The 14693-nt window shown below is 63.3% G+C and carries 15 protein-coding genes; 9 read left to right on the plus strand and 6 right to left on the minus strand.

The features are described 5' to 3' along the window. Nucleotides 1-87: 87 nt before the first annotated feature. The gene (locus FJ960_RS29060; protein ID WP_140718533.1) at nt 88-699 is read right to left on the minus strand and encodes a TIGR00730 family Rossman fold protein; all 612 of its coding nucleotides are present in this window, start codon (nt 697-699) and stop codon (nt 88-90) included. A gap of 126 nt (nt 700-825) precedes the next feature. Between FJ960_RS29060 and FJ960_RS29065 the strand changes: the two genes are divergently transcribed. The 4 genes from FJ960_RS29065 (at nt 826) to FJ960_RS29080 (ending at nt 5076) form a co-directional block, all read left to right on the plus strand. Next, a complete protein-coding gene (locus FJ960_RS29065; RefSeq protein WP_140718534.1) occupies nt 826-2298 on the plus strand; it encodes a LysM peptidoglycan-binding domain-containing protein in 1473 nt (490 codons plus the stop codon). A gap of 77 nt (nt 2299-2375) precedes the next feature. Next, nucleotides 2376-2723: a metalloregulator ArsR/SmtB family transcription factor gene (locus FJ960_RS29070; protein ID WP_181165971.1), complete on the plus strand. Its 348-nt coding sequence runs from the start codon at nt 2376-2378 to the stop codon at nt 2721-2723. A gap of 25 nt (nt 2724-2748) precedes the next feature. Beyond that, on the plus strand, nt 2749-4632 hold the full coding sequence (locus FJ960_RS29075; protein WP_140718535.1) for an ABC transporter ATP-binding protein/permease: 1884 nt from the start codon (nt 2749-2751) through the stop codon (nt 4630-4632). Nucleotides 4633-4722: 90 nt separating this feature from the next. Further along, nucleotides 4723-5076: an antibiotic biosynthesis monooxygenase gene (locus tag FJ960_RS29080; protein ID WP_181174353.1), complete on the plus strand. Its 354-nt coding sequence runs from the start codon at nt 4723-4725 to the stop codon at nt 5074-5076. Here the strand turns inward: FJ960_RS29080 and FJ960_RS29085 are convergent. Then, on the minus strand, nt 5073-5939 hold the full coding sequence (locus FJ960_RS29085) for an SMP-30/gluconolactonase/LRE family protein (RefSeq protein ID WP_140505937.1): 867 nt from the start codon (nt 5937-5939) through the stop codon (nt 5073-5075). The genes FJ960_RS29080 and FJ960_RS29085 overlap by 4 nt on opposite strands. 237 nt (nt 5940-6176) lie before the next feature. On the opposite strand from FJ960_RS29085, the gene FJ960_RS29090 reads away from it, so the two are divergent. The 3 genes from FJ960_RS29090 (at nt 6177) to FJ960_RS29100 (ending at nt 9138) form a co-directional block, all read left to right on the plus strand. After that, on the plus strand, nt 6177-7448 hold the full coding sequence (locus tag FJ960_RS29090; RefSeq protein WP_140718536.1) for a DUF4375 domain-containing protein: 1272 nt from the start codon (nt 6177-6179) through the stop codon (nt 7446-7448). Between the two features lie 170 nt (nt 7449-7618). Next, a complete protein-coding gene (locus FJ960_RS29095; protein ID WP_140718537.1) occupies nt 7619-8317 on the plus strand; it encodes a phosphatidylserine decarboxylase in 699 nt (232 codons plus the stop codon). A 2-nt stretch (nt 8318-8319) separates the two neighbouring features. Continuing rightward, on the plus strand, nt 8320-9138 hold the full coding sequence (locus tag FJ960_RS29100) for a phosphatidylcholine/phosphatidylserine synthase (RefSeq protein ID WP_027144146.1): 819 nt from the start codon (nt 8320-8322) through the stop codon (nt 9136-9138). Here FJ960_RS29100 and FJ960_RS29105 read toward each other — a convergent pair. The 4 genes from FJ960_RS29105 to FJ960_RS29120 form a co-directional block, all read right to left on the minus strand. Next, the gene (locus FJ960_RS29105) at nt 9135-9728 is read right to left on the minus strand and encodes a TetR/AcrR family transcriptional regulator (RefSeq protein ID WP_140718538.1); all 594 of its coding nucleotides are present in this window, start codon (nt 9726-9728) and stop codon (nt 9135-9137) included. The genes FJ960_RS29100 and FJ960_RS29105 overlap by 4 nt on opposite strands. A 78-nt stretch (nt 9729-9806) precedes the next feature. Continuing rightward, on the minus strand, nt 9807-10607 hold the full coding sequence (locus FJ960_RS29110) for an NAD(P)H-binding protein (protein WP_140718539.1): 801 nt from the start codon (nt 10605-10607) through the stop codon (nt 9807-9809). A 204-nt stretch (nt 10608-10811) separates the two neighbouring features. Beyond that, on the minus strand, nt 10812-13034 hold the full coding sequence (locus tag FJ960_RS29115) for an AMP-binding protein (RefSeq protein ID WP_140718540.1): 2223 nt from the start codon (nt 13032-13034) through the stop codon (nt 10812-10814). A gap of 103 nt (nt 13035-13137) precedes the next feature. Beyond that, a complete protein-coding gene (locus FJ960_RS29120; RefSeq protein ID WP_140505923.1) occupies nt 13138-13545 on the minus strand; it encodes a 4-oxalocrotonate tautomerase family protein in 408 nt (135 codons plus the stop codon). A gap of 111 nt (nt 13546-13656) precedes the next feature. Here FJ960_RS29120 and FJ960_RS29125 point away from each other — a divergent pair, with 111 nt between their 5' ends. Beyond that, the gene (locus FJ960_RS29125) at nt 13657-14520 is read left to right on the plus strand and encodes a LysR substrate-binding domain-containing protein (RefSeq protein ID WP_140718541.1); all 864 of its coding nucleotides are present in this window, start codon (nt 13657-13659) and stop codon (nt 14518-14520) included. Next, nucleotides 14486-14693: hypothetical protein (locus tag FJ960_RS29715; RefSeq protein WP_210243302.1), on the plus strand; the 208-nt coding region annotated here is incomplete at its 3' end. The genes FJ960_RS29125 and FJ960_RS29715, both read left to right, overlap by 35 nt.

The raw sequence follows: 14693 nt of genomic DNA on the forward strand, positions 1-14693 counted from the left end.
ACAGGAGTAGGGGAGTAGGGGAGTAGGGGAGTAGGGGAAAAGTGTACACTCCGGAGACTGCAAACCTACTGCCCTACTCCCGTGACTCTACATCTTGTCGATCACCGACTGGACGCCTTCCGTCGGTGAATCGACCGAGGACCCGGCTACCATGATGGCGGCGACGATAGCCTCGGGATCGTTGACGATCAGCGGCTTCACACGCTGCGCGGTGTGAATGAAGCCCTCTGCCGCCATGTGATCAAGCAACGCCGTCATCGGGTCCCAGAATCCGTTGACATTGCCGAAGACGATCGGCTTGCGGTGATGGCCAAGTTGCGCCCAGGTCATGATCTCGACGATCTCCTCGACTGTGCCGATGCCACCAGGCAGCGCCACAAAGGCGTCGGATTTCTCGAACATCTTATGTTTGCGCTCGTGCATGTTGTCGGTGATCAACAACTCGTCGAGCCGGTCAAGCGCGGTTTCGGTTGCTTCCTTGTTGATGAGGAAGCGCGGAATGATGCCCGTCACCTTGCCGCCGGCCTTGAGTGCGCCTTCGGCGACGGCGCCCATGATGCCTTTGGTGCCGCCGCCATAGACCAGCCGCAGTCCTGCCTTGGCAATTGAGCGTCCAAGCAGGTGACCGGCCTTGGCATAGATTTCATCGCGGCCCGGAGACGAGCCGCAATAGACGCAGACGGATCGAATCGTGTTCATGCCGATGATTGGTGATTGGGTCTGAAAGCGGGGTCAAGCCCCAAGGGCTGAGAAGGCCGGGCTTTTTCTTGTCGGTCGTGGCAAAACACGCTAGACCGGCGTTAGGTGGCTAAGGGGTAGGGAAATATGGCAATCAATCCACTGAAGGCGTTCCTGTTCGCGGCGGGTGGGACCGTCGCGGCCGTGGGAACCGCCTATGTATCGGGCGCGCTCGACCCGTATCTTCATCCAACGCCGCCGGCGGAAGTCGCGGCCTTGACGCCGCCCGCGGCGCCGAAGCCGGCCACGGAAGGGCGCCTGCCGGCTCCGGCGGTGCCGGCCGCTCCGGCCACAGCATCCCAGGCGACAGCTCCGTTAGCGCCCGCAACCGATGCGGCGCCTGCGGCGCCCGCGACGGCGGGTCCGATCGCCCCGACTTTCGACATCATTCGCGTTGAGGGCAACGGCTCGATCGTCATTGCCGGCAACGCGGCGCCCAACTCGAAGGTCGAAATCCTCAACGGCACGATGGTGATCGGCTCGACGGTGGCTGGCCCCGATGGTGCCTTTGTCATCGTGCTCGATGATCCGCTGAAGCCCGGCGACTATACAATCGCCTTGCGTTCGACGGTCGGCACGGTCGTGACCGCCTCGACGCAGACGGCCGTGGTCTCGGTGCCCGCGAATGCGGCTGGCCAGGTGCTGGCCATGGTCGAGGAGCCAGGCAAGCCGGCCGAACTGCTGACGGTCCCGGCGCCCGAGACAAAGCCTGCGCCGGCAACCGGCGACCAGGCCGCCGCTCCGGCTGCTGAAGCACCCGCGACGGTCGCTCCAGCGACCGCCGCGCCGGCGGCGACCGCGCCAGCCGTGGTTGAAGCAAAACCGGATCCGGCGGCACCGGCCGCGCCCGCGGCAGCTGTGGCCGAACCTAAGATCGTCGTCGAGGCGGTCGAGATCGAAGGCAACAAGATCTTTGTCGCCGGTCTCGCCGATCCGGGCCGCAAGGTGCGCGCCTACGCCAACGACATTCTGCTTGGCGACGCACAGACCTCGTCGGACGGCCATTTCCTGGTCGAGGCGACGCGCGACATTCCGGTCGGCAATTATACCATTCATGTGGATGGCCTCGATGCCGATGGCGTGAAGGTGGTGGCTCGCGCCGCCGTGCCCTTCGAGCGCGAGCCGGGCGAGGCGGTCGCCGCTGTTGCCCCCGCCGAGACCAAGCCCGCTGCACCTGCTGCGGAAGCACCAGCCGCTCCGGCGCCTGCTGTTGCCGCCGCTGCTCCAGCGGAGACCGCACCGGCCACCGAGGCTCCGGCCGTCGTCGCGGCAGCCACGCCGCCAAGCGAAGTGCCCGAAATCGTATGGCCCAAGCTCGAACATGCCGATGGCGCCGTCATCATCCGTCGCAACGATACACTGTGGCGGATTTCACGGAGGGTCTATGGTCACGGCACGCGCTACTCCACCATATACCTCGCCAACCAGGACCAGATCAGGAATCCGAACCGCATCTGGCCGGGGCAGGTGTTCAAAGTCCCGGAAAAGTCGAAGGAAGGCGAAGCCGCCGATTTCAAGGCGATGGGTGAACAGGCGACCACCGCGACGAAGACGGAGTAGGGAGACCGGCAATTCGGGCGATCTACCCATCGGCCTAGCTTGCCCTGTCATCGGTCATCGTCTATCGCCGATGAACGATGACAGAGTGCTTCCCCATACCAGACCACGCCGTCTCGGCACCGTCCGGCCGCATGCCGGACAGTCGCGCTGTCGCGGCGCGGTTCGCAGCGCTTTCGCATCCGGCCCGGATCGAGATACTGAAGCATCTGTCCGCCAGCAATTCCTGCTGCTGCCGTGAGGTCGTCGATCATTTCGATCTGGCGCAGTCGACCATCTCACAGCATCTGAAAATCTTGGTCGAGGCCGGCCTGGTCCGGTTCGAGCCCGACCGTCAGCGATCGCGCTATGCGGTCGATCGCGCGGCACTTGCCGACGTATCGGCATCGCTGGGCGCACTCATCAATTCCTGCTGCTCCGGCCGCTGACCCTCTCACCCAAAAGGCAAGAAAAGTGGCCGAAAAAACCGTCTCCGCCGACACCTCGACACTCGCGACATTGCGCAATCTCTGGCCCTATATGTGGCCGGCCGACCGCGCCGACCTCAGGGCACGGGTGACCTGGGCGACGCTGCTGCTGGTCGTGGCCAAGGTGACGCTGGTCGCCGGTCCCTATTTCTTCAAATGGGCAACCGATGCGCTGGCGGGCGGCTTCAAAACACCCCCGCCGCTGCCGTCGTTCATGCTCGCCCCGGTGATGCTGGTCGTTGCCTATAATGTGCTGAGGCTCGTCCAACTCGGCTTCAACCAACTGCGCGATGCGCTGTTTGCCCGTGTCGGCCAGCATGCGGTGCGTCAGCTTGCCTTCCGCACCTTCGTGCACATGCATCAGCTGTCGCTGCGCTTCCACCTGGAGCGCCGCACCGGCGGCCTGTCGCGCATCATCGAGCGCGGCACCAAGGGCATTGAGACGATCGTGCGCTTCATCATGCTCAACACGGCGCCGACGATCCTCGAATTCGCGCTGACCGCCGGCATATTCGGCTTCACCTATGGCTGGAAATATGTGGCCGTCGTGGCGATCACCGTCTGCGTGTACGTTTGGTTCACCGTCAAGGCGAGCGACTGGCGCATCTCGATCCGCCGCGACATGAACGACAGCGACACCGACGCCAACACCAAGGCGATCGACTCGCTGCTCAATTTCGAGACGGTCAAGTATTTCACCAATGAGTGCATGGAGGCCGAGCGCTTCGACCGCTCGATGGCGCGTTACGAGATCGCCGCCACCAGGACCTGGACCTCGCTCGGCTGGCTGAACTTTGGCCAGGGCTTCATCTTCGGCGTCGGCACGGTCGTCGTCATGTGCATGTCGGCGCTGGAGGTGCAGGCCGGCACCCAGAGCGTCGGCGATTTCGTTTTCATCAATGCCATGCTGGTGCAGCTTTCGGTGCCGCTCAACTTCATCGGCTTCATCTACCGCGAAATCCGGCAAGGGTTGACCGACATCGAGCACATGTTCGACCTGCTCGACGTGCCGCAGGAGATCGTCGACAAGCCCAACGCCAAGCCGCTGGCCGTCAGCGCCGGCAAGGTCGAGTTCCGCGACGTCCACTTTTCCTATGACCCGAACCGCAAGATCCTGAAAGGCGTCTCCTTCGAAGTGCCGGCCGGCAAGACGGTTGCCATTGTCGGGCCGTCGGGCGCGGGCAAGTCGACCATCTCGCGGCTGCTGTTCCGCTTCTATGACGTACAGGGTGGCCAGGTGTTGATCGACGGCCAGGATATCAAGGACGTGACGCAGGACAGCCTGCGCGCGGTGCTCGGCATGGTGCCGCAGGACACGGTGCTGTTCAACGACACCATCGCCTATAACATCCGTTATGGCCGTGTCAGCGCCAGTGAGGAGGAGGTGCGCAAGGCCGCCGAACTCGCCCAGATCGGACCGTTCATCGAGAAGCTGCCCGACGGCTACAAGTCGATGGTCGGCGAGCGCGGGCTGAAGCTTTCCGGTGGCGAGAAGCAACGCGTGGCGATCGCCCGCACCATCCTGAAGGCCCCGCCGATCCTGATGCTCGACGAAGCCACTTCGGCGCTCGACAGCCACACCGAGCAGGAGATCCAGGCCGCGCTCGACCTGGTCAGCAAGGGCCGCACCACCATCGTCATAGCCCACCGCCTGTCGACGGTGATTTCGGCCGACGAGATCATCGTGCTCAAGGATGGCCAGATCGCCGAGCGCGGCACCCATGTCGAGCTGATGCGAAAGCACGGCCTCTACGCCTCGATGTGGGACCGCCAGCGCGAGGCGACCGAAGCCGAGGAGCGGCTGCGCATTGCCCGCGAAAGCGACGAACTAGGTGTCGTCGTGCGCAGGCGCACGTCGGAGATGTCGTAGCTCATAAAAAGCCGCTTGACCTCAACCTAAGTTGAGATTGTAGACCGTCGCCCGAGAGCCGAAAGACAGCATCCTCGAGGACGGAATCAAATGGATATCAGCTTTACGAATCAAAACGTTAATGGCGGCAGCGTGTTCAGGGTCGACAAGTTCGTCGTACCCGCCGATGCCCGCGACGAGATCCTCACAAAGGTGAAGACGACGCATGAGTTGCTGCGTCTGCAGCAAGGCTTCGTCCAGGACTTCCTGCTTGAGCAATTCTCCGGGCCGGGCGAGTTCAACCTCGTCACCATCGTCGAATGGGAAAGCCAGGCTGCCGTCGACAAGGTCGTGCCGATCGTCAAGGCGGCGCACGAGCGCATAGCCTTCAACCCGCAGGAGACGATCGCCCGGCTCGGAGTTCGGGCTGATATCGCCAACTATCAGCGCGTGCCTGGACTCTAACCAGGCCAACCCGCGCCAGGTGCCGGCGCTTCGATGCCGAGCACCTGGCCGGTGCGGGCGTCGCTTGTCATGTGCTCGAAGCCGCGCCACTGGGCGGCGGTGATGAACAGCGTTTTCCTGTCCGCACCGCCCAGCATGCAGGCAAAACAGCCGCGATCGGCGGCGACGGTTTGCAAGACGTCACCGCCTTCGCGCACCCGCACGCAGTGCTTGTTGGGAACGTCGGCATACCAGGCCGCCCCCTCGGCATCGAGGCAGATGCCGTCAGGGTATCCATCGAGATCGGCCCAGATGCGTCGGTTGGACAAGGAGCCGTCGGAGGCAATGTCGAAAGCGGTCAGCCTGTTGGCATGGGATTCGGCAATGATCAGCGTCTTGTTATCAGGGGTCACAGCCATGCCGTTGGCGAAGGCGATAGCGTCCGCCACTTGCCTGACCTTTCCATCCCGTGTGACCAAGACGATGGTGCCGGGGCCGAAATGCTGGCCCGCCGCCGGAGCCGGCCCGCCGCCATTGACATAGACATTGCCCCGCCCATCGACGACGATCTCGTTCCACGGGCTTTTCGAGAGGCCGCGCAGATCCGCATGAGTGACGAGCGAGCCACCGGCTTCCTGCCGCAACAGCAGGCCCTCGCGGCCTGAGACAACCAGCAGACGACCATCCGGCAGCCAGTCGATGGAGTAGGGCAGGACAGCCGGAACCCTGAGCATGACCTCGCTGTTGCCGTGCGCATCGACGGCAATGATCTCGCCGGTGCCCCAGTTGCAGACCCAAAGGCGTCCGTCGTGCCAACGCGGCGATTCGCCGAAGGCGAGACCGTCAACCACGACACGCGCTGGGGGAGGAGATTGGTTCTGCATGGCGAGACTCCTTGTTGCGCGACAGTCGTACCGGACGTCGCCGCCTCCCAAGGACGAGTAAGGGACGAATGTCCCGACATGATCACGGCAATTTTTATGCACCGGAATGCTGTCCACTCCTTTCTATGGCGAAGTGCAATGGATCAGGCTCTAGGTCCATTATCCCTTGTGCTGCTGATATTGTTTCATCACAATAATTCATTGAAACTTACTCTTGGCACCTAGGAAAATTTTTGGATGTTCGACTTCTTCTCACGAAAGTCCAAGAGAAGTCCCAAAATTCCCTCAGGAGTTCAATCTCCCGCTGCGGCGCATGCATCGCGCGCCGAGTCCTTGTTGCCGGTGATCGTGCCTCGGTCGACTGTGGATCAGGCGAACGAAAATCCCTTTGAAATCGTTTTTGCTGTCCAGAAATTCATCCACAGCATTGTTTCGGAGGGGCTCTACCGCAAATCGGAGCTCAACCCGAAGGCGATGCAGGTCTCCCATGCTGATTTGTATTCGGCGGAGATAGCGAACGGCGGCCATAGTCAATTCATTCATAATGCCGGCGGGGCGTTCGACACTATGGTTGCAAACGCTCGTGCCGGTCTCACGGCCATTGGAGCAAAAGGGCAGTTGGCGACTCTTGAAAAGATGTCCACCTGGGTCTCCGAACACCCTGACGAGGCCGAGGAACAGACTGGCTTCGAGGGTGGCCGCGCCGATTTTCTCGACACACTTGACGATGCCTTCTACGTCGCCGACGAAGCTTCGCCGATGTGCGACCTGCTGGCGCGCTGGATCGTGTCATGGCCTGACCTTCGAGTTGTGGAAGACGAGGTCTGCGATGAAGCCATACTTCAGTTGGCAATGGCCAATCCCCGTCGCGAATCTCGGCTTCTCCACCGGTCGATCGCCGAGCTCGTCGGCCAGATGATCAGCAAGCGCCATGTTGGCGTAGGTCTCGCTTGCGCCAATGCAGCGCCACCCGAAGTCAAGTTATCGATTGGCATGGTGAGGATGTTGGATGTCGATGGCGAGAAGCAACTGGTTTTTCAACTGCTGACCAATGCGAATGAGCCTCGCCTGTGCGTGGCTACGGAAAGCCATGCGGCTGTTTATGAATGCGGAGCTCCCGAAACACCGTCGATTGCTCGCCCAGGTGAAAATATATTAGCGGCCGGCGCGCCTCGTGTTGGCCGCAGGCTCGGGCAGGTGGACGGGCAATTGGTGGCAAAATTGATTGAGCTGGCGGAGGAGTACCACGCGCCGGTTGCCGTCGATCTCCTGTTGCGAAAGGTTGGGCTCGATCCGATGAAGGCTGTCGTATCGGCGAATTCCGTTGCCCAGCGCGAGGAAGGGCCGGTTGTGAAGTGGGTGGTGATGGCTGGTGGTCACGCTTTTCTCTTCCAGTCGTATCCGGAGCGTGGTGTGCTGCTCCGCGGCGATAACGAGGAAAGTCTGGCAGAGGCTGATCGAAATGAGCTTGAGGAGTATTTTGACCTCACAGTAGCAGCTGGCGAATAGATTGTTTGTGGCGGCTCTGCGCGATCGTCCTTGCCGATGCCGCTCTGCTCGACGGCCAGCGCGCCCGCCATCGCGGCGGAAGCTGAAGACGAACCCGCGCCGCCCATTGTCGCGTTGCGGGCAGGGGGTGTTTCCGCTATTGAGGCCGGACCTGAAACAGGGACCGCCCCATGAGCCTTGTCGACACGGTCAAGAACGCGTTCGTACCGATCCATCGCGAAGGTTATCCCTTCATCGCGGCCTTTGGCGCGGCGACGCTCTTCCTCGGCTATTTCTCCTCGATCCTGTTCTGGATCGGCCTGATCCTGACCGCCTGGTGCGTCTATTTCTTCCGCGACCCCGAGCGCGTCACGCCTGTCGACGACCGCCTGGTGGTGAGCCCCGCCGATGGCATAATCTCGGCGGTCGGGCCGGCCGTGCCACCGCGCGAGCTTGGCCTCGGCAATGTCGAGATGACCCGCATCTCCGTGTTCATGAATGTCTTTTCCTGCCACGTGAACCGCTCTCCGGTTCGCGGCCGCATCACCAAGACTGAACATCGGCCCGGAAAGTTCCTCAATGCCGAACTGGACAAGGCGAGCACCGAAAACGAGCGCAACGGCCTTGTCATCGAGAGCCCCAACGGCACGGTGGCGGCAGTCCAGATCGCCGGCCTGGTGGCGCGCCGCATTGTCTGCTGGACCGAGGCCGGCGCTTCCATCGGCACCGGCGAGCGTTTCGGCCTGATCCGTTTCGGCTCGCGCGTCGACGTATTCCTGCCTTTGGCCGCCACGCCGCGTGTTGCCGTTGGCCAGACGGCGGTCGGCGGCGAAACCGTGCTGGCCGAGTTCGGCGGCGTCGTCGGCACGCCCCTCGTGCGGATTTCCTGACGGTGGGCACGCAGTATAAAAAATTCGAAGCCCATGCCAGCGGCGGTCCGCGCATCCGCGAGATCCCGATGCGCATGGTGTTGCCCAACCTGGTCACCGTGCTCGCTATCTGCGCCGGCCTGTCCGGCATCCGCTTCGGCTTCGAGGGGCGTTTCGAGCCGGCGGTGGTGATGGTGCTGCTGGCTGCTTTCCTCGACGGCATAGACGGCCGCTTGGCGCGGATGCTGAAGGCGACCTCCAAATTCGGCGCGCAGATGGATTCGCTGGCCGACATCGTCAATTTCGGTGTCGCGCCAGCACTGGTGCTCTATGCCTTCCTGCTTGACCGTGCCGGCTCGCCGGGCTGGATCGCGGCACTGCTGTTTGCGATCGCCTGTGGGTTGCGGCTGGCGCGTTTCAACGTACTCGACGACGAGAAAGCCGAGCGCCCGATATGGCAGACCGAATATTTCGTCGGTGTGCCGGCGCCGGCGGGTGCCGTGCTGGTGATGCTGCCGCTCTACCTCTATTTCCTTCGCCTTGGGGTTGAGCCCAGCCGGCCGGCCGCCTTCGTCGCCACCGGCTTCACCATCCTGGTCGCCTTCCTGCTGGTCAGCCGGTTGCCGGTTTATTCCGGCAAGAACGTCAAGATCCCTGGCGACAGGGTGCTGCCGGTCATCCTCGCCGTCGTCCTATACGTCCTCCTGCTGATGACCTATCCCTGGTACACGCTGACGGCATCGGTCGCGGGCTACCTGATCTTCCTGCCGTTTTCCGTGCGCGCCTACTCCAAGCGCGCCAAGCTGGAAGGCGAGAAGGTGCCGCCTTCGGATATAGGTTAGGGCCGCAGGCCCCGGATCAGCAAATCGGTCCAGGCGGACGCGAAGCGTTCGTCGCTGACCTCGATCGAGCGCTGGGTCCAGATCGCTTCGAAGACGCGGAACATGGCGACGCTGCCGACGATGACGGCGGCGACCGCGTCGCTGTCATGGGAGCGCAGTTCGCCTTGGCGCTGGCGCTCCCGCAGCCATTCGGCGACTGCGTGGTAGGTGCTCTGCATGATCTCGCCACGCGCCGAGGCTTTCAATTCCGGGAAGTGCTCGAGATCGCGCCACAGGATTCTGAGCATGTCGCGATTCGCGCCGAGTTTTTCCAGCATACCCTCCACGATCCGCCGTGCCCCCTGATCGGCAGGAAGCACCTGTTCGCCCAGTTCGGCCCGTCCCTCCCGTGCCGTTCCAACAAACCGGTCGATAGCCGCGGCAAGCAGCGCTTCCTTCGAGGGAAAGTGCTTGTAGAGCGCACCCGAGCCACGCGACAGGCCGGCGGCCTCCTGAATTTCGGGAACGCTGGTCCGGTCATAGCCGCGCTCGGCGAACAGGCGGATGGCTTCGCGTAAAATGCGCTCGCGTCCTGCGGATGGCGGCCTCATGGCTATTCCTGTTCACCCGATCCTGGCGGCGGGGGTTAGCGCTCGACAACACCATCCCGGTGCGAAATCAGGGCTCGCTCACCGCGCGCTTCCACCCTGCTCGGAAAGCCATGCCTTCCATGTTCTTTCTCCCAGCCGCTCGCTGGTTTCAACCAGACCCAGGGCAAGGCTTATCTTTCGGCTGACTGGCAACGGCAGAATGAGACGCCGCAGCCCGAGCGCATCGCGGTACTGTCGAGCGAATGTCGAGAACGGCATCACCTCGGGTCCGCCGATCTGCGGGCGGACGCCGCGTTCCCCATCCCTGACAGCCTGGGCCAGATAGCTGGTGACGTCGCGCGTATCGACGGGATTTGAGGGCGAGGTCGGCAGCGGCCAGACCGGCAGCCATTTCAGCCCGGCCAGCATCTGCGCCAGAAGGTAAAAGAATGGCGTCGCGCGGATGACCGACCACGAAAGCGGCGACGTCCGCACAAGCCGCTCGCCGGCCAGCTTCACGCGGCTATAGGGCAGGGTGCTGAAGTCGAGGCCGACGATCGACACGAAAATGAAATGCGAGACATCTGCGCGCTGCGATGCGGCAAGCAGCCGCCGCGTGCCCTCGACGTCGACATCGGATGGACTGGAGAAGAAATCGATCGGCCGCATACCGCGCCTGGCGATCGGCGACAGCGTCGCCGCATGGATGACCGTATCGATGCCGCCAAGGGCTTCATCGATGCCTTCGCCCATTGCGAGATCGCCGAGCGCCCATTCCACGGAGCGGTCCAGCCCAGCTTTCCTGGCCAGCAACCTGACGGCGTGCCCGGAGGCGTTTAGTGCCGGCACGAGATCGCGTCCGAGATGTCCGGTGCCGCCGGTGACGAGGATTTTTGCCATTCAGGATCTCCTTGCCGTGCAAAGGAGGTGTCATGCCGCGCTGGCTGGAAACAGGCATGCTCAGCGTCTCTTTCCGTCGTGAGTGAATACTCTCTCACCTAAGATTTGCCCATCTGAATCGCTGCGGCACGACGGCGCAATCATGGGTCGGGCGATCTCGAAAGGAGTAGTTTATTCAGCGATTGTATCAAACTCTGAACGGCTCTAAGCCGCCACGCCAAGCCCCAGCCGGTCGATCGCCAGCTTCCTGGTCGATACATAATCGGTCTTGCCCGAACCGAGCACCGGGATTTCTTCGACCTTGACGATGTCGTTGGGCACCATCAGTTCGGCCGCTCCAGCCTTTTTGCCGAACTGTCGCAGCTCCTCGGCGCTTGCCTCGTCTGCGGTGGTGACCAGTACGATGCGCTCGCCGCGCCTCTTGTCCGGCACCGCTACCGCCGCATGGCGTTCTTCCGGCCAAAGCGACTGCACCAGCATCTCGACCGCGCCCAGCGACACCATCTCGCCGGCGATCTTGGCGAAGCGCTTGGCGCGACCGCGAATGGTGATGAAGCCTTCGCGGTCGACGGCGACGATGTCGCCGGTGTCGTGCCAGCCGGTCAGCGGCTGTAGCTCGCCGGGTCGGTCCGCGGTCATGTAGCCCATCATCATGTTCGGCCCGTCGAGCCACAACTGGCCGGCATCATCGATGCCTTCGACCGGCTCCAGCTTCATGCGCATGGCCGGCAGCAGCCGCCCGACCGTGCCGTCGCGGCCGTGGATCGCGGTGTTGACGGCAACCACGGGCGCCGCCTCGGTAAGCCCGAAACCTTCGATGATCTCGGCCTGGAAGCGTTCGCGATAGACGCGGCGGGTATCCTGCTTCACCGCCTCGGCGCCGGCGACGATGAAGCGCAGGCTGGAAAAATCTCCGTCCTTGGCGGTGCGGGCATAGTTGGCGAGGAACGTATCGGTGCCGAACATGATGGTCGGTTTTACCTTGCGCGCAATCTCGGGGATGATCTTGTAGTGGAGAGGCGAGGGATAGAGGAACAGCTTCACCCCGGTGACCAGCGGCAGAATGGACCCGCCCGTCAGGCCGAACGAATGGAACACCGGCAGCACGTTGAGCAGGATGTCCGCCGGCGAGATGGTGATCCGCGCCTCGGCCTGCATGGCATTGGCGAAAAGGTTCTTCTGCGACAGGACGACCGCCTTCGGCGTGCCTTCCGAACCCGAGGTGAACAGGATCACGCCCGGCTTGGCCGCATCCTGTCGCTGCAGCGGCAGACGCCACAGCAAGGCGGCTGCAAGCTTGTCCAGCGCGGTGACGCTCTGGCGTACGTCTTCCAGCCACAGCAGCCTGGCGCCGCCCTTTTCGACCGCGGCGACGATATCGGCGAGATCGGCCTTCTCGACGAAAGCACGCGAAGAGACAACGGTGCGGATGACGGCCGTGCGCACCGCTGCGGTGACGCTTGCCGGCCCGGCCGTGTAATTGATCATCGCCGCCACCCGGCTCGCCGAGAGAAGGCCGACGAATGACAGCACGACACCATTGGCGTTGGGCAGCATCAGTCCAACAGCCTCTCCCGGCGCCGTCACCGCCTCGAAGCGCCTGCCCAGCACGCGGGCGCCGATGAACATCTTGCGGTAGCTCAAGGCCCCCGAGATCACATCTTCGATGATGGTGTGCGAGGCGCCGACACGGTCAGCGGCATCGCGCATGGCCAGGAACAGGCCTCGGTCAAGGTCGGTGCCGAAAAGCCGGGCTTCGGCAACCCGGTCGAACAGCGCATTGGTGTTCGAGGCCTGGTCCGGATTGCGCGCCACCAGTTCGGCGATCGTCATCGGCTCCAGAACACTGATCGACAGCCGTGGGAACCAGTGACGGGGTGCCTTGTCCTTAGGCGTCAGCGAGACCGGCAGGTTGCGTGCGCCGGCGACGAAGATCGGCACGATGCGGGCATCGGCCTGCATGGCGATGCGGGTAACGGCGCGAAACAGCCGAAACGTCTTGACGTCGGGCTCGACCGCGTCCGGCAGATAGACGGCTAGCCGGCCCTTGCCCTTCAGCACGCGTACCAGCCGGCGGCTGACGAAGACATGTTCAGCGTTGAAGGCAATGGTGCGGCCGAGTTCGCGCCATGGCTCGAGCCATGGCGAGCGCGCCGAAACCTCGTCGAGTATATGCAGCGTGTCGTCGGGCAGCAGCGACAGCATCAGCGCCGGCTCGAAGCGCGACTGGTGCGAGATGACATAGATGACCGGCACCTGCGCCCTGCGGGCGAGCCTGATGCGATTGTCGCTGATCCGGTAGGCGAGCTTGAACGGCACGTAAAGCAGCGTCTGGGTGAAGCGCAGGCCGAGGCGGAATTTCTCCATCACGCCGATCAGCAGCCAGGCCACAACCAGACCCGCAAGCAGCGCCAGTGTCAGGACCATGCCGCGTCTCTCCCAACGATTTTGTCATTGCGGCTCTTGTACGGCCGCTTCGGGAGCAGAGCCTAACGGAAGTCGGGGCAAGGTCAATGCGAAAGGGGCGCCCTCACGCCGGCTTCAGCCGTCCGCTGATGAAACGGAACTCCTGCGTCTTGCCGCCATAGCCGTAGGCGGCTGCCGGAACCTCGTGCACGAAAGCATAGCTTTCCTGGTGCACGCCGCCCAACAGGCGGCCAAAGGCGTCGAAGATCGCTTTGAGATACGCTTCCAGTTCGAGCTTGGTGTTGGTGCCGTCGACCACCTTGATGTCGAGCCAGAACGTGTTGGTGCCGTGCTCGGCGAGCGACTTGCCGCCGGCGAACCAGTGCTGCGGATCGAGATAGGACACGGCCACCGCGGTGATCGTCGGGTCCTTGCGCAGGTGCGCGGCGGTGATTTCGGTTATTTCCCTGGCGATCTCGGCGGACAGGGTGGCGTCGGGCTTGCCGGTGACGCTGACATTGACGATGGGCATTTTTCTTCTCCTGATTTGACCGGCGTCGGTCGCCGTTGGAGAGACCGTGCGATCATTCTAGAATCAAAAAAATCGAATTGCTTTTAACCCAAGATTCGATAATATCGAATTATGGAAACGCTCGATCCCGACCTGCTCAGAACTTTCCTTGCGTTCGTCGACAGCGGTTCGCTGGCGCGGGCGGCGGCCAGTGTCGGCCGCTCGCCGTCCGCGGTAACGGCCCAGATGCAGCGTCTGGAAGAGATTGTAGGCGAGCTGCTTCTGGCGCCGCAGGGCAGAGGTCGCGGTCTGACCCCGGCAGGCGAGGACCTCGTCGGCCATGCCAGGCGCATTCTTGCCGTGCATCGCGAGGCGTGGCTGGCGCTGAAAGGCGCACGCGCTGCCGGGCGCGTCGCCATCGGCACGACACAGGATTTCGCCGATAGCGGCCTGCCGGACCTGCTGCGTGCCTTCGCCTCCAGCCATCCGCGCGTCAGGATCGAACTGCGTGTCGGCCGCTCCGCCGAACTGGCGCAGGCGCTGCAGGCCGGCAGCCTCGATCTGGCGATCGTCATGCGCCAGACGGCGGCACCGGACGAGGTCGGGGTCCTGTGTGAGCCGATGATATGGCTGTGTTCGAGCAAGGGGCTGGCCTCGCGGCAGGAAGAATTGCCGCTGGCGCTGCTTGATCCCTATTGCGGGTTTCGCGAGGCGGCACTCGCCGCGCTCGATGCAGCCGGCCGCCGCTACCGCATCGCTGCCGGCAGCGCCAGCCTGGCCGGCCTGCGTACCGCGGTGAATGCCGGCGTGGCGCTGACCTTGCGGACATCACGCTTTGCCCATTCCGGCATTGTCGAAGCACCGCGCGAGCTTGGCCTGCCGCAGGTGCCGATGGCTGAGTTCGCGATCCGGCTGCGCGCCGGCGCCGATGCGTCCGCGAGCGATCTGGCGGTGTTGCTGGGTGCCAACCTGGCTCTCTCCGGATCGCCTGGTTGAATTCAACGAGGCCACATTCCGTCATCAGCCTGTTGGCAAAGAAAAAGCCGACCTTGCGGTCGGGCCGGTCTATTGCAAAGAAAAAGCCGACCTTGCGGTCGGGCCGGTCTATTGCAAAGAAAAAGCCGACCTTGCGGTCGGCTTGGGAGTGAGACGGGCCGAGGGGTTTGGGG

The organism is Mesorhizobium sp. B2-3-11 (genome assembly GCF_006442215.1).
Taxonomy (GTDB): Bacteria; Pseudomonadota; Alphaproteobacteria; order Rhizobiales; family Rhizobiaceae; genus Mesorhizobium; species Mesorhizobium salmacidum.